The following is an 18654-nucleotide window of genomic DNA, read 5'->3' as shown; positions in this document are numbered from 1 at the left end:
GAGTGGAGAAGGGTGGGCGGCCGCGCGCGGCACGGGGGCGCAAAGAGGCGCGAGGGCGCAAGAGGCGCGGACAGGCGCGGAGGCGCAAAGAGGCGCGGACAGGCGCGGGGGCGCAAAGAGGCGCGGACAGGCGCGGCGCGCGGACGGGCGGAAGGGCGGGAGGGCGGGATGGCCGGAGGGGAAGGAGCGGCGGTCAGGCGGCCCGGGGGTGGGACGGCCGGCGGGGTGTGCGGCGGCTCGCCAGGCGGGTCTCGCGGAACGTGAACGTGGCGATCACCACTGCCGCGCCGCAACCGGTGCAGATCAGCTCCGGGCAGTCGGCGCCGTGCCCGTCGCCGCACGGCGGCGCCTCGAACAGCACGACGCCCTCGCAGGTGTCACAGTGCAGCTCGCGGTCAGACACGGGAGGCTCCTCTCGCTCCGGGCACCGGCCCAGGCGGTGAGACGCCGGCCGGCGGACCAGAGACCGAAAACGAAAGACCGAAAACGGAAAATAACTCCCGTGTAGTTTGGCACGCGGGTACGACAACACCCGCGCCAGGCCGCCGTCAGGCGGTGCGCGCCACCTCGAGCCAGCGCTCCAGCGCGGCCGCGGCGGCGCCCGAGTCGACAGCCTCGGCGGCCCGGTCCAGATTGGCCCGCAGCACCTCGTGCAGATCGCCGTCGAGCGGCCCCTGGGTGGCAAGCGCGACAGCGGCGTTGACCAGGACCGCGTCCCGCACCGGGCCGGTCTCACCGGCGAGCAGGCGGCGGACGACGTCGGCGTTGTAGACCGCGTCCCCGCCGCGCAGGTCGGCCAGGGTGGCCCGGGGCACGCCGAGGTCCGTCGCGTCCAGCACGGCCTCGGTGACGCTGCCCTGCTGCGCCACCCAGACCCGGGTGGGGGCGCCGGTGCTGAACTCGTCCAGGCCGTCCTCGCCGCGTACCACGATCGCGGAGTCGCCACGGGCCGCGAAGACGGCGGCCATCACCGGGGCCATCCGCTTGTCGAAGCAGCCCACCGCGCCCGCGCGGGGCCGCGCCGGGTTGGTCAGCGGGCCGAGGAAGTTGAACGCGGTGGGTACGCCGATCTCGCGCCGGACCGGGCCGGTGTGGCGCATGCCGGGGTGGAAGCGGGCGGCGAAGCAGAAGCCGATGCCGGCCTCGGTGACGCAGCGGGCCACCTGCTCCGGTGCCAGGTCGAGGGGTACGCCGAGCTGCTCCAGCACGTCGGCGGTGCCACACGAGGAGGAGGCGGCCCGGTTGCCGTGCTTGACCACGCGGACCCCGGCCCCGGCGACCACCAGCGCCGCCATGGTGGAGATGTTCACCGTGTGCGCGAGGTCTCCGCCGGTGCCGACCACGTCCAGCGCGGTCGCGCGTACGTCCTCGGGCAGGTGCACCGGCACCGCGCGGGTCAGCATGGCCTCGACCAGGCCGCCCAGCTCGGCGGGGGTCTCACCCTTGGTGCGCAGCGCCACGGCGAACCCGGCGATCTGCGCCGGGGTGGCCGAGCCGGCCATGATCTCGCCCATCGCCCACGCGGTGTCGGCGGTGGAGAGCTCCTCGCCGCGCAGCAGCGCGTTGAGCAGAAGCGGCCAGGTCCGTTCGCCCATGGCGGGCCTCCCGAGCGGCGTGAGGAATGCGGTTGGGGCGCGCCACGGCCGCGTGGCCGTGGCGCGCGAGGACCGGAGGGGTCAGGCCGCGGCGTGGGTGCGGCGCAGCAGCTCCGCCACGGTGCTGCCGGCGACCACCGGGTCCAGCGGGTGGGTCAGCGTGGCGTCGACCTCGGCGTACGCGGCCAGCCAGCGGTCGGCGGCGCGAGCCAGCACCACGCAGGTCGGCGGCGCGTCGTCCCGGTCGTCCTTGATCTGGCGGGCGATGCCGATGCCGCCGCCCGGGGTCGCCTCGCCGTCGAGCAGGAGCAGGTCGATCTCGTAGTCGTCGACCAGCCGGATGCAGGCGTTGTAGTCGTCGGCCTCGACGAACTCGATCTCGATCCCGGGCGCCGGCCGGGTGCCCACGGCGAGCCGCATCCGGTCGCGGACCTTCGGGTCGTCGCTGTAGAGCAGGACGGTGCAAAGACGATCGCTCATCGTGACGTGGCTCCCACCTCGTAGCTGCCCGCTGATCGTAGCGGTCGTCACATCCGGGCCGTCGCCCCGCCCGGCGGGCTCGGGGCGTACCCCGGAACGTGCCGTCAGGTGCTCGCCTCCGCGGCGCGCTGGCGGGCCTCCTGGCGGTCCAGCTCGCGGTCGAGCCGGCGGGCCTCGCGCTCGGACTGCTTGACCCACTGGACGACCAGGACAGCGAGCATGGTGACGCTGACGAACTCGCCGCCGGCCCACAGGATGCCGCCGGCGACCACCTGGTCGTTCCAGGGGTCGGACCAGGACAGGTTGAGCGACGGGTACCAGTCGCCGCCGAACAGCGTGGTGCTCTGCATGATGGTCAGGCCGAGGACGGTGTGGAACGGCACCGAGAGCAGCATGAGCAGCGCGCGCCCCGGGTACGGCCAGCGGCCGGGCAGCGGGTCCAGGCCGAGCAGCGGCCAGAAGAAGACGCAGCCGGTGGCGATGAAGTGCGCGTGGACCAGTTCGTGCGCCCACTCGTGGCGCAGCGTGAACTCGTAGAGGTCGGTGAAGTACAGCGCGAACGGGTTCACCACGAAGATGGCGAACGCCACGAGCGGGAAGCTGTAGATCCGGATCACCTTGCTGTGCACGATCGCGAGCAGCCGCTTGCGGGGCCGCACCGGCAGCGTGCGCAGCGCCAGCGTCACCGGGGCGCCGAGCGCCAGGAAGATCGGCGCGATCATGGACAGCACCATGTGCTGCACCATGTGCACCGAGAGCAGGGCGGTGTCGTACGCGCCGAGGCCGGTGAGCGTGACCAGGGCGATGCCGCCGAGGCCGGGGCCGAGGAACGACACGGTACGGATGACCGGCCAGCGGTCGCCGCGCAGCCGCAGCCTGTGCACCCCGTAGAGGTAGAGGCCGGCGGCCAGGACGATGCCCAGCGTGAGCCAGCTGTCCAGGCGGGTCTCGGTGAGGACCCGGGTCACGGTGAACGGTGGCGGGGCGCCCTCGCCTCCCGCCGCCAGTGTCGCCGGAACAGCCGAGGTGACGGCGCGGATCTGATCGACGTGCAGCACGCTTTTCAGGGTAGGTCAGGCGAAGCGGACCACCACGATCGGGCCACGGAAGGGACCGGTTTGGCACCCCGCTGATCGTCGGTCCCGGTCAGGGGCAATAATGACCGCGTGACTGCGGCCCCAGCCATTGACAAGAGCCGGATCCACTCCCTGACCCGACCCAACATGGTCAGCGTCGGGACGATCGTGTGGCTCTCCAGCGAACTCATGTTCTTCGCGGCGCTGTTCGCGATGTACTTCTCCATCCGCGCGGCGGCGCCGGAGCAGTGGGAGAAGCACACCGAGGTGCTGAACATCCCGTACGCGACCACGTTCACGGTGATCCTGGTGCTCTCCTCGATCACCTGCCAGATCGGCGTGTTCGCGGCCGAGCGCGGTGACGTCCACGCTCTGCGCCGGTGGTTCACGATCACCTTCGTGATGGGTCTGATCTTCGTGCTCGGTCAGCTGAACGAGTACCGGACCCTGGTGCACGAGGGTGTGAAGATCAACGAAGACGGTTACGGGTCGATGTTCTACCTCACCACCGGCTTCCACGGTCTGCACGTGACCGGCGGCCTCATCGCCTTCGTGATCTTCATGATCCGTACCACGATGGGCCGGTTCACCCCCGCCCAGGCGACCTCGGCGATCGTCGTGTCCTACTACTGGCACTTCGTGGACGTCGTGTGGATCGGGCTCTACGCCATGATCTACTGGCTCCAGTGATCTTGGCGCGTCACGAACCGCGCCGCTGCTCCGTCCCCTGAGACAAGGTCCAACCGGTTAAGGACACAGGTCATGACTTCTGACAACGACCGCCGACGCGGTCTGCTCGCGCGGCTGCGCGGGCGGCCCGTAGCGCGCAGCAGGGGCCGCCGCCGGCTGGGTGCCGCGGTCCGGCTGTTCGCCGCGCTGATGCTGGCAGGCGGTGCCTACACCGTCTTCGCCCCCGGCGTGCAGGCGCAGGACAACCCTCCGTTGACCGCCGCAGGCAACGAGGGCAAGGCGCTGTTCGACGTGAGCTGTGTGACCTGTCACGGTCGCAACGCCCAGGGCGTCGAGGGCCGCGGTCCGAGCCTGATCGGCGTCGGAGCGGCCTCGGTCGAGTTCCAGGTCAGCAGCGGTCGCATGCCGATGGCCCGGCAGGAGGCCCAGGCCATGCGCAAGCCGCCGCAGTTCACCGACGAGCAGGTGCGCCAGCTCGGGCAGTACATCCAGGAGCTCGGCGGCGGCCCGGAGGTCCCCAACGGCGACCTGCGTGAGGGCGCCAACCTGTCCACCGGTGGTGAGCTGTTCCGGATCAACTGCTCGCAGTGCCACGCCTTCAGCGGCGGCGGCGGCGCGCTGTCCTCCGGCAAGTACGCGCCGAGCCTGGCACCGGCCAGCGACCGGCAGATCTACGCCGCGATGCTGAGCGGCCCGCAGAACATGCCGGTGTTCGGCGACAACCAGATCACGCCCGAGGAGAAGGCGGACATCATCGCCTACATCCAGGAGACGCTGAAGCACGACGGCGATCCGGGCGGCTTCAACCTGGGCCGCTACGGCCCGTCGACCGAGGGTCTCGCGATCTTCCTGGTCGGCATCGTCGCGCTGGTCTTCGCGAGCCTGTGGATCGCGGGCAAGTCGTGACCGGACGGATCAATGCTTCCAGTGCTGTGGCGCCGACCCCCGGCGTCACCCGTAGCGAGGTGACGGCATGAGCACCCACACCGAGCACCAGGCCCAGCAGGGCCCGGAGCCGCTCGACGTGAACGACCCCCGGCTCTCCCGGTTCGACATCGTCCAGGAGGGCGCGCGGCGGGACGACATCGAGATCGTCCACTACGAGCCGCAGGTGGTCCCGGGCAGCAAGGCCGAGCGCCGGCTGACCCGCACGGTCGCCCTGATGTTCCTGCTGACCGGCGTCTTCGCGACCGCCTTCCTGGTGGTCTACATCTGGTGGCCGTGGCAGTGGGAGCCGGGTACCGGCGGCGACAAGCTCTACACGCCGCTGCTCGGCGTGACGCTGGGCCTGGCGCTGCTGGGCATCGGTTTCGGCATCCTGACCTGGGGCAAGAAGCTGCTGCCCAAGGAGGTCTCGATCCAGGACCGGCACGACCAGGCCGACGACCCGGAGGGTCGCAAGATCACCGGCGAGACCATGCTCTACCTGGCCGACGAGATGGGCGTCCGTCGCCGGCCGCTGCTCGGCATCTCGCTGCTCGCCGGCCTGGCGCCGGTGGGCGCGGTGGCCGCGGCCCCGCTGATCGGTGGCCTGATCGAGCAGCCGCACAAGAACAACCAGATGTTCACCACCGGCTTCCAGCCGGGCGAGGGCGGCAAGAAGATCCGGCTGATCCGTGAGGACGGCCGCCCGATCCGCCCGGCCGACGTCAGCGTCGGCGGCCAGCTCACCGTGTTCCCGGGCATCGACGGCGGCGTGAGCAACCTGCACGCCGACTCGCCGACCCTGCTCATCCACCTGCGGGAGGACGACGCGCAGAAGTCGCGCGCCGCGAACGAGCGCAAGGGCCACGGCGACTACATGTGGGGCAACTACGTCGCGTTCTCCAAGATCTGCACGCACGCCGGCTGCCCGGCCAGCCTCTACGAGCAGCAGACCAACCGCCTGCTCTGCCCCTGCCACCAGTCGCAGTTCCTCATCACCGACAACGCCAAGCCGATCTTCGGCCCGGCGAACCGGCCGCTGCCGCAGCTGCCGATCGAGGTGGACGAGGAGGGCTTCTTCGTGGCGAAGTCCGACTACACCGAGACCATCGGTCCCGACTTCTGGGAGCGGCCATGAAGCGCCGAAAGTTTGATGCAGCAGCGCTGCCGGCCAAGAGCGCGCGGGCGGTGGACGACCGCTTCCAGGTGGCCACGCCCCTGCGCAAGCTGCTGAACAAGGTCTTCCCCGACCACTGGTCGTTCCTGCTCGGCGAGATCGCGCTGTTCTCGTTCATCGTCCTGCTGCTCACCGGCGTCTTCCTGACGTTCTTCTTCGAGCCGGCGATGACCGAGGTCATCTACAACGGCAGCTACGCGCCGCTGCGGGGCACCCCGATGTCGGCCGCCTACGCCTCCAGCCTGGACATCTCGTTCGATGTCCGCGGTGGTCTGATCATGCGGCAGATGCACCACTGGTCGGCCCTGCTGTTCATGGCCGCCATCGTGGTCCACATGCTGCGGGTCTTCTTCACCGGCGCGTTCCGCAAGCCCCGTGAGACCAACTGGATCATCGGCTCGCTGCTGTTCTGGGTCGGCTTCCTGGCCGGCTTCACCGGCTACTCGCTGCCGGACGACGGCCTGTCCGGCACCGGTCTGCGGATCGCCTCCGCGATCATCCTGTCGATCCCGGTGATCGGCTCCTGGGTCAGCTCGTCGATCTTCGGCGGGGAGTTCCCCGGCACCATCATCATCAGCCGCTTCTTCATCGCCCACGTGCTGCTCGTCCCGGGTCTGCTGGTGGCGCTGATCAGCGTGCACCTCGGCCTGGTGTTCAAGCAGAAGCACACCCAGTGGCCCGGCCCCGGCCGGACCAACTCCAACGTGGTCGGCGAGCGGATGTTCCCGCGCTACGCGCTCAAGCAGGGCGGCTTCTTCATGGTCGTCTTCGGCGTGATCGCGCTGATGGGCGGCATGTTCCAGATCAACCCGATCTGGCTGTTCGGCCCGTACGAGGCGTGGGTGGTCTCGGCGGCCAGCCAGCCCGACTGGTACGTCATGTTCCTCGACGGCTCGACCCGCCTCATGCCGGGCTGGGAGATCCACATCCCGATCGGCAACGGGTACGTCATCCCACCGTTGTTCTGGCCGACTGTGGTGCTACCCGGAATCCTGGTCGGCCTGTCGACGATGTATCCGTTCCTGGAGGCGCGCCGCCTCAAGGACTACAAGCACCACAACCTGCTCCAGCGGCCCCGGGACGTTCCGGCCCGGACCGCCGTGGGCGCCATGGCGCTCGCCTTCTACGTCGTGCTGACCCTCTCCGGCGCCAACGACGTCATCGCGGACAAGTTCCACATCAGCCTGAACGCGATGACCTGGGGTGGCCGGATCGGCCTGCTGATCCTGCCGCCGATCGCGTACTACATCACGTACCGGATCTGCCTGGGTCTGCAGCAGCACGACCGGGAGGTGCTGGCCCACGGCGTGGAGACCGGCATCATCAAGCGGCTGCCCGACGGCCGGTTCGTCGAGGTCCACCAGCCGCTCACCTCGGCCGACGGCCACGACGGTCACCCGCCGGCGCTGGACTACGTCGGCTGGGTGGTGCCGAAGAAGATGAACCGGCTCGGTGCCCTCGGCCCGGCGATCCGGGGCTTCTTCTACCCGATCGAGAAGCCGGCCGAGGCGCCGGTCTCGCCGGGGCACCCGCCGGTCGAGGCCCGGCCGGAGCGGGAGGAGATCGGCAGCGGCGAGAGCCGTCGCTGACCCTCCCCGGTACGACTGACAGTGGCGCCCGCCGGATCTTCCGGCGGGCGCCACTGCCGTTTCCGCGCCGGTCGTCCCGTTCCCTCCCGCGCACGGCGGGAGGCCGGTGCGCCGACGGCCGTCGCCCCCGACACGGACGGGTGGAATCGCAGGAATAACCCCGGTCAGCCGGGTATCCGTGCGGTCCGACGTCTCATGGGGGAGGAACGAATGTTGGGAATCAAACGCCTGGGCCTGCTGGCCGCGCTGGTGGTCGTGGGGCTGGCGCCCGCCGCCGCGGCGCAGGCGGCGGCACAGCCGTCGACGCAGGATACGCAGTACCTGCAGGCGGTTCACCAGGTCAACCTGTTCGAGATCACCGCCGGTAACCTGGCCCAGCAGAAGGGTCAGAACCAGCAGGTCAAGGACCTGGGCAAGATGTTCGTGACGGACCACACCCAGCTGGACCAGACGGTGCAGTCGACCGCGCAGCAGCTCAACGTGCAGTTGCCGGCCGACCCGACCGCCGACCAGCAGAAGGTCCTGGACAAGCTGAACAACCTCAGCGGGGCCGAGTTCGACAAGGCGTGGGTGACCGCGCAGCTCGCCGGCCACGTCCAGGCGATCCAGGCCACCCAGACCGAGATCTCGCAGGGCTCGGAGCAGTCGGTGGTGCAGATCGCGCAGGACGCGCTGCCGGTCCTCCAGGCGCACTACGACGCGCTCGTGGCCCTGGCCCAGACCCTGGGCGTCCCGGTTCCGCAGACCAGCGCCAGCGGCACGCCCAGCCCGGGCGGCACCACGTCCCCGGGTGGCACCGAGTCGCCGGCTCCGGGCGGCACCGAGACCGAGGAGCCCGCTCCGGGCACCACGGAGACCCCGGTGCCCAGCCAGAGCTGACGTACCGCACGGTCGACGGTGGCCGGTCCGCCCGCGAGGGCAGGCCGGTCACCGGCTCGTGTCAGTCGGCGTTCGCCAGCCCGATCGCGAACGCCTCCTCCAGGTCGTGCTGCGAGTAGGCGCGGAACGCGATGTGCGACTCGGTGTTGAGCACGCCCGGCACCTTCGAGATGCTGCCGGCGATGACCTGGGCGATCTGCTCGAACTCCCGGACCCGGACCATGGCGATCAGGTCGACGTGCCCGGCCACCGAGTAGACCTCGCTGACGCCGGGCAGGTTGGCCAGGGTCTCGGCCACCTCGGGGATGGAGTCGGTGGCGCAGTCGATCAGCACGATCGCGGTGATCACGGGACGGTTCTCCGTTCGTCGGCGACGAGGCCCATGCTAGAGCCCGCGCCCCTCATCGCGCCGCCGGGACGGTCAGGTCGTCCCCGGCCCGGATCACCTCGCGCAGGCGTTCCCCGGCCGCGACTGTCGCACCAGGCCACACCACCGACCGGTCCACGTCGCCGTGCACCCGCGCGCCCGCGCCGATCACCGAGCCGGTGACCCGGCCGTCCACCGTCGCGGCCGGGTCCACCAGTCCGTCCGGTCCCGCCGCGTGCAGGTTGGCGGCCAGGTAGTCGGCCGGGGTGCCGGTGTCGTAGAACGTCCCCCGGTAGGGCACGACTGTGAGCGCCCCGGCGGCCTCCGCGGGCCGCCACACCGCCCGGACCAGGTCGCCGAACGTGGGTGGCAGGTCGCGGACCAGCCGCCAGGGCAGCAGCGAGAAACCCACGAACTCGTGGCCGTCGAAGGTCCCGGGGGCGTGCGGGTCGTCGGCGGGACGGCCGAGCAGGCGTACGCCGTGCCCGTCCCACCCGTCCAGCAGCGCGGCGATGTCCGGCCCGGGCGGGGCCTGCGGGTCGGCCAGGTACGCGTCGGCGTTGCCGACCAGCACGCCCCGGCCGTCGATCCAGTCCCGCAGCCGGCCCACACCCCCGGCGGTGCCGAGCGGAGCGTCCGGCTCGACCGACAGGTGAGCCCGTCCGCCCACCCGCGCGACCACCTGGTCGCCCAGGTAGCAGGCGTTCACCGCGACCCGCTCCGGGCCGGTCAGGCCGAGCGCGGCCAGCCGCGCCAGCGCCCGGTCCAGCAGCGGGACGTTTCCCACCGGGCAGAGCGCCTTCGGCACCCGCTCGGTGAGCGGGCGCAGCCGGGTGCCCTCGCCCGCAGCCAGCACCACCGCGCACACCTCGGCAGCCGGAGTGCCCGCGTACGGGGTGCTCACGCGGCCGGTGGGTGCTCGCCGGCGCGCGGGCCGATGCCGTAGTAGCCGAGCAGGTTGGCGGTGGCGCGGCTGAGCCGGGGCAGGTCGTCGAGCGGATGGAAGGCGGCCTCGAACACCTCGGCGCCGTCCACCTTCAGCTCGGTGGTCGACGCCGGCACCTCCGCCTCGAAGACCACGTCGACCCAGCCCTTGGCGTGCACCACCGCGTTCGGCACCGCCGGGCGCAGCGCGTCGGGGGACAGACGGACGCCTGATTCCTCGTACAGCTCGCGGGCGGCGCCGATCACCGGGGCCTCGCCGCGTTGCAGCAGCCCGGCCGGCAGCGTCCAGCTGTAGCCGGGCGGCTGGCGCAGCAGCAGGATCCGGCCCGCGCCGGTGGCCTCCGTGTCCTTGACCAGCGTGACCGCGCCGACGATGTACTTCGGTACGGCCAGCCGGACCAGCCGCCGTCGCAGCGGGACCGGAAGCCGGTAGAAGATCTGGTAGCCGAGGGCCCGTCCGGTGGCACGCGCGCGGGGGATCATGCCGTCCAGGCTAGTGGTCCCGGCGCGGACCGGCTCCGTCTACTGCCTGTGGTCGACCAGATCGATCAACTGCTGGACCACGGTGTCCGGCTCGACGGTGCGGTCGAAGACCGCCACCAGCAGCGTCTCCAGGTCGGGGTAGCCCAGTTCCTCGGACAGCCGCAGCAGCGGCAGGTCGCTGGCCAGGCCCCGGCTGTGCTTGCGCAACGCCAGGCCGATCGAGGCCCGGCCGAGCCGGACCTTGTCGGCGATCGAGATGCCCGGCTCGGTGTGCTCGGCGAACCAGCGGTTGATCTGCATCTGGGCGTGCGGGGACTTCACGAAGCCCAGCCACTCCCGGCGCGGGCCGCGCGGGGCCACGTCCGCCTCGAAGCCGCTCTCCGCGTCGTTCTCGGTGAAGATCTCCACCACGTCGCCCTCTTCCAGTTCGGAGGACAGCGGCGCGAGCCGGCCGTTGATCCGGGCGGCCAGGCAGTGGTCGCCGCGCTCGGTGCCCAGCTCGTACGCGAGGTCGACAGGTGTCGCCCCGGCCGGCAGCACGACCTGCCGCCCGTCGGCCACCACCTGGATCTGCGCCTCGGACAGGTCACAGCGCAGCGACTCCATGAACTGGGTCGGGTCGACCGTCTCCTGCTCCCAGTCGAGCACCCGGCGCAGCCAGGCCAGCTCGTCCGCCCGGTCGGCGCCCCGGCCCGCGGCCCGGGGGAAGCGGTAGTGGGCGGCCACGCCGTACTCCGCGGAGCGGTGCATCTCGGTGGTGCGGATCAGCACCTCGACGGTGCGGTCCTGCGGGCCGCAGACGCTCGTGTGCAACGACCGGTAGAGGTTGTTCTTCGGGGAGGCGATGAAGTCCTTGAACCGGCCCGGCACCGGCCGCCAGAGCCCGTGCACGGCGCCCAGCGCGGCGTAACAGTCGGTCGCCGGACCGTCCACCACGATCGCGATGCGGGGCAGGTCGAACGGGGCGGCGTGGTCGCCGGCGACCGTGTCCTTCCAGATCGAGTAGAGGTGCCGGGGGCGGGGGGAGACGTCGGCGTCGACCCGGTTGCGGCGCAGCGCCGCCCGGGTGCGGGCCACCACGTCGGCCAGGTAGGCGTCCCAGCCGGGCCGGTCGTGCACGAACCGGGCGATCCGCGCGTGCTCCTCCGGCCGCAGGTGCAGCAGCACCACGTCGTCCAGCTCGCGTTTGAGCGTCTGGATGCCCAGCCGGTCGCAGAGCGGGACCAGCACCTCCTGGGTCTTGCGGGCGATCCGCTCCCGGGAGGCGGCCGAGCGGACGCCGAGCGTACGCATGTTGTGCAGCCGGTCCGCCAGCTTGATCACCAGCACCCGGACGTCCTTGCCGGCCGCCACGATCATCTTGCGGACGGTCTCCGCCTCGGCGGCCTTGCCGTAGAACGCCTTGTCGAACTTGGTCACGCCGTCGACCAGGTGGGCGACCTCGCGGCCGAAGTCCTCCTGGAGCGCCTGGAGCGTGTAGCGGGTGTCCTCCACCGTATCGTGCAGCAGCGCGGCGACCAGGGTGATGGTGTCCATGCCGAGGTCGGCGCAGATCTGCGCCACCGCCAGCGGGTGGGTGATGTACGGCTCGCCGCTCTTGCGGAACTGGCCGCGGTGCATGTTCTCGGCGATCGTGTAGGCCCGGCGCAGTACCGAGGCGTCGGCGCTCGCGTGGATGCCACGGTGGGCGCGGACCAGTGTGGTGACCGGGTCGCCGTCGGCCGTCGGCCAGGTGAGCAGGGAACGCAGGCGGCGGGTGAGCGGTAGTTCGCCCTGGGTCGGGAGCGCGCCACCCAGGGCGGCGCCGTGTCCGGCGTCGACGTCCACCTGGGACACCTCCTCACCCCGGCCCTCGGCCACCGGGAACCGGCGACCGGGAGCAGAGCCCGCGAATCGGGCAGGTCTGCACTCCTTTAACAGACTAAGGGAGTCGAGGTAGTCCGATCGGTCAGTTGGTCATGAGCGTTCGGTCGAGAGTTTGGCGGATCCGCCGTTCTCCGCCTTCGTCAGCAGGTCACGGAAACGCCCCGCACCGGCCACCGGCGAGGCCCACCCGTCTGTCGTCTCGACCAGCCGGGTCTCCGGTCGTTCCAACCAGGACAGGATCCGCTCGGTCTCCTCGGCGGTGGCGGCCGGCACCGGACCGTGCCCGGGCAGCACCGTCTCGGCGGTGGCGCGGATCGCCGCGATGGTGGGTCGCGGGTGGACACCCGGCGGGGACACCCCGGCCCCGGCGAGCCGGCCGTGCCGGACCAGCGCCAGCTCCCAGCCGCCCCGGGCGGCCGGACGGGCGGCGGCCAGCTCGGCGATGCCGGTCAACGCGGCCAGCCGCTGCATGCGGACCGCCGCGCGCAGCACCGCGACGAGCCGGCCGCGGACCACAGCCGCCTCCTCGTACCGCCGGGCGGCCGACAGCACCTCGATGCGGGCGAGCAGCGCGTCCACCACCACTCCGGGGTCGTCGCTGGTGGCGGTGCGGAACGGCGTCGCCGCTGCCTCGTCGTACTCCTCGGGGGTGATCCGGTGCTCGCAGGGCGCCGGGCAGCGACCCAGCTCGGCCAGCGCGCAGGCCGGCATGGTGGTGCGCCGGGAGAGCCGGTGCGTGCACTGCCGCAGCGGCACCGCGTCGTGGAAGCCGGCGGCGGCCAGCTCCGCCGCCTGCCGGGACCGGAACGGCCCCAGGTAGGCCGTGTCGGTGGGCGCGATGTCGCGCACGATCGACAACCGGGGGTACGCCTCGTCGGTGAGCTTCAGCCACACCTGGCGCTCCGGATACTTCGACCTGCGGTTGTACGGCGGCGCGTGCGCCGCGATCAGCCGCAGCTCACGGACCTCCGCCTCCAGCGAGTGGGCGCACTCGACCGCCTCCACCCGCTCGGCGGCGGCGAGCATCTCGGAGATCCGGGCCCGCTTCTCCGCGGCGGTGAAGTAGCTGCGGACCCGGGTGGCGATGTCGCCGGACGTGCCCACGTAGAGCGGCCGGTCGTCGGCGGCCCGGAAGATGTAGACGCCCGGCACCTTCGGCAGCCCGTCGGCGAGGTGCCGCTTGCGGCGCTGGGTGGGGGTGACCGCGCGGGCGAACTCGATCGCCTCGCCGACCGTGCCGACCCGGTGCCCGCCGAGGCGGCCGATCAGCCCGTGCAGCACGTCGACTGTGGCCTTCGCGTCGTCGAGCGCGCGGTGGGTGGGCTGGGTCGCGGTGCGGAAGTAGGCGGCGAGCGTGCCCAGCTTGCGGTTGGGCACCTCGTCGCGGGTGAGCACCCGCCGGGCCAGCGCGGCCGTGTCCAGCACCCGGGGGTTGGGCCAGCGGTAGCCGTGCTTCGCGCAGGCCGCCTTGAGGAAACCCACGTCGTACGGCGCGTTGTGGGCGACGAGCACGGCGTCGCTGACGAACTCCAGGAAACTCGGCAGCACCTGCTCGATCGGCGGGGCGGGCAGCAGCATGGCCTGGGTGATGCCGGTGAGCACGGTGATGAACGGCGGGATCGGCACGCCCGGGTTGACGAGCGTGGCGAGCACGCCCAGCTCCTCGCCACCGCGGACCTTCACCGCGCCGATCTCGGTGATCCCGCCGCCGTCGGGAGCGCCGCCGGTGGTCTCCAGGTCGACCACCACGAAGGTGGTCGCGTAGAGCGGCAGCGCCGGGTCGACACCGCTGCCCGCCGGGTCCAGGCCGGCCAGCGACTCCTGGACGTACTCCGCTCGTGTCACCCGCGGGACGCTAGCGGCACGGTCCGACACTCCTGTCACTGCCGCCCCAGGAGATACCACGGGGGTACGATGAGAGATCGGCTCACTCACCGGGCGGTGGGCCCGTTCGGGGTGGGAGACTTGCCTCATGCCCCTCACCGAGCCGTACGACGACCACTCCTCCGTGGAGGAGCCGGTGGTCGGCGTGCCCGCCGATGAGGACGCGCCACCCGCGATCGAGCCCGAGCCCGTGCTGCCCGAGCCGGTCCGGCAGCGGATCGTCACGCTGACCGCCGCCGTGCTGCCCGGCCTGCCCGCCGACGAGGTGCCGGTGCCGCTGCGGCGGGTCGCCAAGTTCGCCCCCAACCGCCGCGCCCGCCTCGGCGCGCCCGCGATCGCCGCGCAGCTCACCGCCGACCCGCTGTTCCGGCAGCGGATCACCGCCCGGGTCCTCGCCGACGCCGGTGACCTGGGTGCGGCTGTGGTCGAGGGCACCGCGCCGGCCGCCGCCGACCCGGTCGAGGTGGCCGCCCTGGCCTACCTGGCCCGGCCCCGCGGCTGGCGGGAACTCATCGACGCCAGCGGCGAGGCGGTACGCGCCGAGGCAGACAGCGCGGTAGTGGCCGAACTGGTACGCGAGGCCGAACAGCGGGCCGCCCGCGCCGAGCACGACCGTGCGGTGGCCCGGGTCGAGGCGGAGAAGCTGCGCGACGAGCTGGCCCGGGTCCGGGAGGAGCTGGGGCAGCTCCGCGAGGAGGCCCGCCAGCTGACCCGTACCCTGCGGGAGACCCAGGCCCGGGAGCGCAAGGCCACCGAGATGCTCGCCACCGAGCGGGGGCGGGCAGCCCGCGCCGCCGCCGACGCGGACGCCGAACTGCGCCGCGCCCGGGCCCGGCTGGCCGAGGCGGAGGCCGCCGCCGGAGTGGCCCGGGCCAGCGCCAAGGAGGCCCGCTCGGTCGACGACGCGCGGCTGTGGCTGCTGCTGGAGACGATCGGCCAGGCCGCCGTGGGGCTGCGCCGCGAGCTGGCGCTCGACCCGGTGGACAAGCTCCCGGCCGACTTCGTCGCCGACGCGTTCGCCGAGCAGCCGGGCGCCGCACCGGCCGGCCCGTCGACGCGGGCCCGCGACACCGACGACCCGGCCCGCCTCGACCAGTTGCTCGCGCTGCCCCGGGCGCACCTCGTGGTGGACGGCTACAACGTGACCAAGCGCGGCTTCGGCGAGATGTCCCTGGAGCAGCAGCGCAAGCGGCTCATCACCGGGCTGGGCGGGATCGCCGCGCAGACCGGGGACGAGGTCACAGTCGTCTTCGACGGCGCCGAGCGGATCCACGGCCTGCCACCGGCGCCGCGCGGCGTGCGGGTGCTGTTCTCCCGCAAGGGGGAGACCGCCGACGAGTTGATCCGCCGGCTGGTCCGCGCCGAGCCGGCCGGGCGGCCGGTGGTCGTGGTCTCCTCGGACCGCGAGGTCGCCGACGGGGTACGCCGGCACGGCGCGTACCCACTGGGCGCCGACTCGCTGCTGCGGCGCCTGGCGCGTTCCTGAGCCCGTCCTTTCTGCCGCTTGATCGACTCCAGTTCGGGGACGTGGCGGGGTCGCGCGCGTGCTGATCGCGCCACTTCGGCGTACTGGTTCGGGTTCGCGGCGGCTGCTGCCTCGATGTCCGGTTCTGTCGTACCCGAGCGTTAGCGTCGTGGTGACCGACGGTGGTGGCTCCTTCCCCGGCCGCCACCGGCGACCCGTCAGGAGGCGTTGATGCTGATCGACTGCGACACCTGCGGCAACCGTGGTGCCGACTGCTCCGGCTGCCTGGTGACCGCCCTGTTCGACTCCGGCCCGGCCGATCTCGGCCCGGCCGAGCACCGGGCGATCGAGGTGTTCGCGCGGGCCGGATTCGACGTGGAGGTGCTGCCGTCCCCACCGGCTGAGACACGGGCACCGGCGCCCCGCCGTGGTGGCCGTCGCCGAATCGCCTGACACCGCCTGCCTGCCCGGGCTCTGTCGGCCGTTCGCTGCCCAGCCCTCGGCCCCGGCCCTCGGCCCCCGACCCTCGGCCCTCGGCCCTCGGCTCTCGGCTCTCGGCCCCGGCCCCCGACCCCCGACCCCCGGCCCTCGGCCCTCGGCCCTCGGCCCTCGGCCCTCGGCCCTCGGCCCTCGGCCCTCGGCCCGGGCTCCGGCCCCGGTGCCGTGCCTGAGCCCTGCCCGACTGATGCCGGGCCACGCCGCCGGGTCGCGCGTCGGGCACGGCGGTCCCGATCGAGGGCCGGGCAATAGGATGGGCGGTCACGGCGGGAGGGGAGCGGCATGACGCGGACGGGGCACGACGGCGGGGTGGGTCGGTGACCCCGCGCGCCTGGGCGCTGCTGACCCTGGGCGGCCTGGTGGTCGCGCTGCTCGTGGCGGTGGCGCTGCTGGTGCCGTGGAGCCGCCCGCCGGCGCCCCGCGCCGACCAGCTCGCGGCACTGCGAGACCTCCCGGCCGAGCAGGTGACCCGGGGCCGGGCGTTCCACGGCGCGCTGCGCCCGGCGGCCTGGTCGGCGCTCGCAGTAGGGCTGGTGGTGGCGCTGCTGCTCGGGCTGACCCCGCTGGGCGGGCGCCTTGTCGAACTGGTCGGCCGGCCCTTCGGCGGGCACTGGATCGCGCAGGCCGTGCTCGGCGGGCTCGCCGTCATGTTCCTCGCCGACCTGCTCACGCTGCCGTTCGCGGCCTGGCGCCGGACCGTGCTGGTCCGCTACGGGCTGAGCACCCAGACCTGGGGCGGCTGGGCGGTCGACCTGCTCAAGTCGTACGCGGTCAGCGCGGTGATCGGCGCGCTGGTCCTGCTCGGCTTCTACACAGTGGTACGGCTCGCCCCGCGCTGGTGGTGGGCGTTCGGCGCGGCCGGCGCGGCGGTCCTGGTGGTGGTGCTGTCGTTCGTGCTGCCGGTGCTGGTCGAGCCGGTGTTCAACCGGTTCACCCCGATGGAGCCGGGCCCGCTGCGCAGCGAGCTGACCGCGATGGCCGCCCGGGACGGCGTACCGGTGCGCGACGTGCTCGTCGCCGACGCGTCCCGGCGCACCAGTGCGGTGAACGCGTACGTCTCCGGGCTCGGCCCGACCCGACGGGTGGTCGTCTACGACACGCTGCTGCGCGAGGCGGAACCGGCCGAGGTGACAAGCGTGGTCGCCCACGAGCTGGGGCACGCGAAGGACCGGGACGTGTGGACCGGCACGGTGCTCGGCGCGCTCGGTGCCGCCGCCGCGGTGGTGGCGCTCTACCTGATCGGTTCGTGGACGCCGCTGCTGCGGCTCGCCGGCGTCGACTCGATCGCCCAGCCGCGGGCGTTCCCACTGCTGATCGTGCTGGTCACGGTCGCCGGCCTGCTCTCCACCCCGGTGCAGGCGCTCGTCTCCCGCCGGATCGAGGCCCGCGCCGACGCCCACGCGCTGGCGCTCACCGGCGACCCGGCGACGTTCGAGGCGATGCAGCGGCGACTGGCCGGGGTCAACCTGGCCGACCCCGACCCGCCGCGCTGGGAGCGCCTCTGGTCGGCGACCCACCCGTCCACCGTGGAGCGGATGGCCGCCGCCCGCGCCTACGCCAGGGAGTCCGGCCGATGAGCCGCACCTTGCTGATCACCAACGACTTCCCGCCGCGCCCCGGCGGCATCCAGTCGTTCGTGCACAACCTCGCCGTACGCCAGCAGCCCGGCTCGGTGGTGGTGTACGCGTCGAGCTGGCGCGGGGCGGAGAAGTTCGACGCCGACCAGCCGTTCGAGGTGGTCCGGGAGCGGACCCGGGTGCTGCTGCCCACCCCGCTGATCGCCCGGCGGGCGGCGCGGCTGGCGCGCGCGTACGACTGCGACACCGTGTGGTTCGGCGCTGCGGCCCCGCTGGGGCTGCTCGCCGCGGGCCTGCGGCGGCGGGCCGGGATCCGCCGGGCGGTGGCGTTGACCCACGGCCACGAGGTCGGCTGGGCGGCGCTCCCAGGCGCCCGGTCGGCGTTGCGCCGGATCGGGCGGGGCGTGGACGTGACCACCTACCTCGGCGAGTACACCCGGGCGCGGCTGGCCCGCGTGCTGGACGGGCTCACCGAGCTGCGGCGGCTCGCGCCCGGCGTGGACGTGGACACCTACCACCCGGACGTCGACGGCGGGCGGGTCCGGTCACGGCTCGGGCTGGCCGACCGGCCGGTGGTGGTGTGCGTGTCGCGGCTGGTGCCCCGCAAGGGCCAGGACATTCTGATCCGCGCGCTGCCGGAGATCCGCCGCCGGGTGCCCGACGCCGCGCTGCTCGTGGTCGGCGGCGGCCCGTACCGCTCGACGCTGGAGAAGCTGGCCCGGCAGGCCGGGCTGGAACGCGACGTGGTCTTCACCGGCTCGGTGCCCTCGGCCGAGCTGCCCGCCCACTACGCGGCCGGCGACGTCTACGCGATGCCGTGCCGCACCCGCAACCGCGGGCTGGACGTGGAGGGCCTCGGGATCGTCTACCTGGAGGCGAGCGCGACCGGGCTGCCGGTGGTGGCCGGTGACTCCGGCGGCGCGCCGGACGCGGTCCGCGAGGGGGAGACCGGGTACGTGGTCGGGGGCCGGGACGTGGCCCAGCTCGCCGACCGGGTGGCCACGCTGCTCGCCGACCGGGATCTGGCCCGGCAGTTCGGCGCCGCCGGGCGCGCCTGGGTGGAGCGGGAGTGGCGCTGGGAGACGCAGGCGCAGCGGATGGCCGCCCTGCTGGCCGGCTGAGGGTAGGTCAGGCGAAGCGGACCACCACGATCGGGCCA

Annotated in this window: 18 protein-coding genes; 9 read left to right on the top strand and 9 right to left on the bottom strand. The window is 72.9% G+C overall.

The features are described from left to right. Positions 1 to 193: 193 nt before the first annotated feature. The 4 genes from IF06_RS0125235 to IF06_RS0125220 form a co-directional block, all read right to left on the bottom strand. Entirely contained in the window at positions 194 to 403 is a 210-nt protein-coding gene (locus IF06_RS0125235; protein WP_013287698.1) for a hypothetical protein, read from the bottom strand. 145 nt (positions 404 to 548) lie between these two features. Continuing rightward, on the bottom strand, positions 549 to 1595 hold the full coding sequence (gene trpD, locus IF06_RS0125230) for an anthranilate phosphoribosyltransferase (RefSeq protein ID WP_013287697.1): 1047 nt from the start codon (positions 1593 to 1595) through the stop codon (positions 549 to 551). An 81-nt stretch (positions 1596 to 1676) separates the two neighbouring features. Then, the gene (locus IF06_RS0125225) at positions 1677 to 2075 is read right to left on the bottom strand and encodes a hypothetical protein (protein WP_013287696.1); all 399 of its coding nucleotides are present in this window, start codon (positions 2073 to 2075) and stop codon (positions 1677 to 1679) included. A gap of 104 nt (positions 2076 to 2179) precedes the next feature. Then, complete coding sequence (locus IF06_RS0125220; protein WP_013287695.1) at positions 2180 to 3133, bottom strand: cytochrome c oxidase assembly protein; 954 nt, start codon at positions 3131 to 3133, stop codon at positions 2180 to 2182. Positions 3134 to 3241: 108 nt separating this feature from the next. Here IF06_RS0125220 and IF06_RS0125215 point away from each other — a divergent pair, with 108 nt between their 5' ends. The 5 genes from IF06_RS0125215 (at position 3242) to IF06_RS0125195 (ending at position 8410) form a co-directional block, all read left to right on the top strand. Continuing rightward, the gene (locus tag IF06_RS0125215; RefSeq protein WP_013287694.1) at positions 3242 to 3841 is read left to right on the top strand and encodes a cytochrome c oxidase subunit 3; all 600 of its coding nucleotides are present in this window, start codon (positions 3242 to 3244) and stop codon (positions 3839 to 3841) included. 72 nt (positions 3842 to 3913) lie between these two features. After that, positions 3914 to 4747 (top strand): cytochrome c, encoded by an 834-nt coding sequence (locus IF06_RS0125210; RefSeq protein ID WP_013287693.1) that lies wholly within the window; start codon positions 3914 to 3916, stop codon positions 4745 to 4747. A gap of 67 nt (positions 4748 to 4814) precedes the next feature. Next, on the top strand, positions 4815 to 5903 hold the full coding sequence (locus IF06_RS0125205) for a ubiquinol-cytochrome c reductase iron-sulfur subunit (RefSeq protein ID WP_013287692.1): 1089 nt from the start codon (positions 4815 to 4817) through the stop codon (positions 5901 to 5903). Continuing rightward, positions 5900 to 7531, top strand: coding sequence for a cytochrome b N-terminal domain-containing protein (locus IF06_RS0125200; RefSeq protein WP_013287691.1), 1632 nt, complete (start codon positions 5900 to 5902; stop codon positions 7529 to 7531). Before IF06_RS0125205 ends, IF06_RS0125200 begins: the two co-directional genes overlap by 4 nt. Before the next feature lie 210 nt (positions 7532 to 7741). Then, positions 7742 to 8410: a DUF4142 domain-containing protein gene (locus tag IF06_RS0125195; RefSeq protein ID WP_013287690.1), complete on the top strand. Its 669-nt coding sequence runs from the start codon at positions 7742 to 7744 to the stop codon at positions 8408 to 8410. Positions 8411 to 8471: 61 nt separating this feature from the next. On the opposite strand, the gene IF06_RS0125190 is transcribed toward IF06_RS0125195, so the two are convergent. From IF06_RS0125190 to IF06_RS0125170, 5 genes are all read right to left on the bottom strand, one after another. After that, positions 8472 to 8759 (bottom strand): Lrp/AsnC family transcriptional regulator, encoded by a 288-nt coding sequence (locus tag IF06_RS0125190; protein ID WP_013287689.1) that lies wholly within the window; start codon positions 8757 to 8759, stop codon positions 8472 to 8474. Between the two features lie 52 nt (positions 8760 to 8811). Beyond that, entirely contained in the window at positions 8812 to 9681 is an 870-nt protein-coding gene (locus IF06_RS0125185) for an NTP transferase domain-containing protein (RefSeq protein ID WP_030273959.1), read from the bottom strand. Further along, positions 9678 to 10205 carry an NUDIX hydrolase gene (locus IF06_RS0125180; protein WP_030273957.1) on the bottom strand — a complete coding sequence of 176 codons (528 nt, stop codon included), beginning with the start codon at positions 10203 to 10205 and terminating at the stop codon, positions 9678 to 9680. The genes IF06_RS0125185 and IF06_RS0125180 overlap by 4 nt, the downstream gene beginning before the upstream one ends. Positions 10206 to 10244: 39 nt before the next feature. Next, positions 10245 to 12032: a RelA/SpoT family protein gene (locus IF06_RS0125175; RefSeq protein ID WP_030273955.1), complete on the bottom strand. Its 1788-nt coding sequence runs from the start codon at positions 12030 to 12032 to the stop codon at positions 10245 to 10247. A 129-nt stretch (positions 12033 to 12161) separates the two neighbouring features. Further along, a complete protein-coding gene (locus IF06_RS0125170; protein ID WP_030273953.1) occupies positions 12162 to 13916 on the bottom strand; it encodes a DEDD exonuclease domain-containing protein in 1755 nt (584 codons plus the stop codon). 127 nt (positions 13917 to 14043) lie between these two features. On the opposite strand from IF06_RS0125170, the gene IF06_RS0125165 reads away from it, so the two are divergent. From IF06_RS0125165 to IF06_RS0125150, 4 genes are all read left to right on the top strand, one after another. Then, positions 14044 to 15441, top strand: coding sequence for an NYN domain-containing protein (locus IF06_RS0125165; protein ID WP_013475730.1), 1398 nt, complete (start codon positions 14044 to 14046; stop codon positions 15439 to 15441). Positions 15442 to 15651: 210 nt separating this feature from the next. Continuing rightward, complete coding sequence (locus IF06_RS0125160; protein ID WP_030273951.1) at positions 15652 to 15873, top strand: hypothetical protein; 222 nt, start codon at positions 15652 to 15654, stop codon at positions 15871 to 15873. Positions 15874 to 16235: 362 nt separating this feature from the next. Continuing rightward, positions 16236 to 17495, top strand: coding sequence for a M48 family metallopeptidase (locus IF06_RS0125155; protein WP_013287682.1), 1260 nt, complete (start codon positions 16236 to 16238; stop codon positions 17493 to 17495). Further along, the gene (locus tag IF06_RS0125150; protein WP_030273949.1) at positions 17492 to 18616 is read left to right on the top strand and encodes a glycosyltransferase family 4 protein; all 1125 of its coding nucleotides are present in this window, start codon (positions 17492 to 17494) and stop codon (positions 18614 to 18616) included. The genes IF06_RS0125155 and IF06_RS0125150 overlap by 4 nt, the downstream gene beginning before the upstream one ends. Positions 18617 to 18654: the final 38 nt, after the last annotated feature.

Source organism: Micromonospora globosa (assembly GCF_000717585.1).
GTDB classification, from domain to species: Bacteria; Actinomycetota; Actinomycetes; order Mycobacteriales; family Micromonosporaceae; genus Micromonospora; species Micromonospora aurantiaca.
The sequence above is the reverse complement of the archived record's forward strand: the minus strand, read 5'-3'. Positions and strand labels throughout refer to the sequence as shown.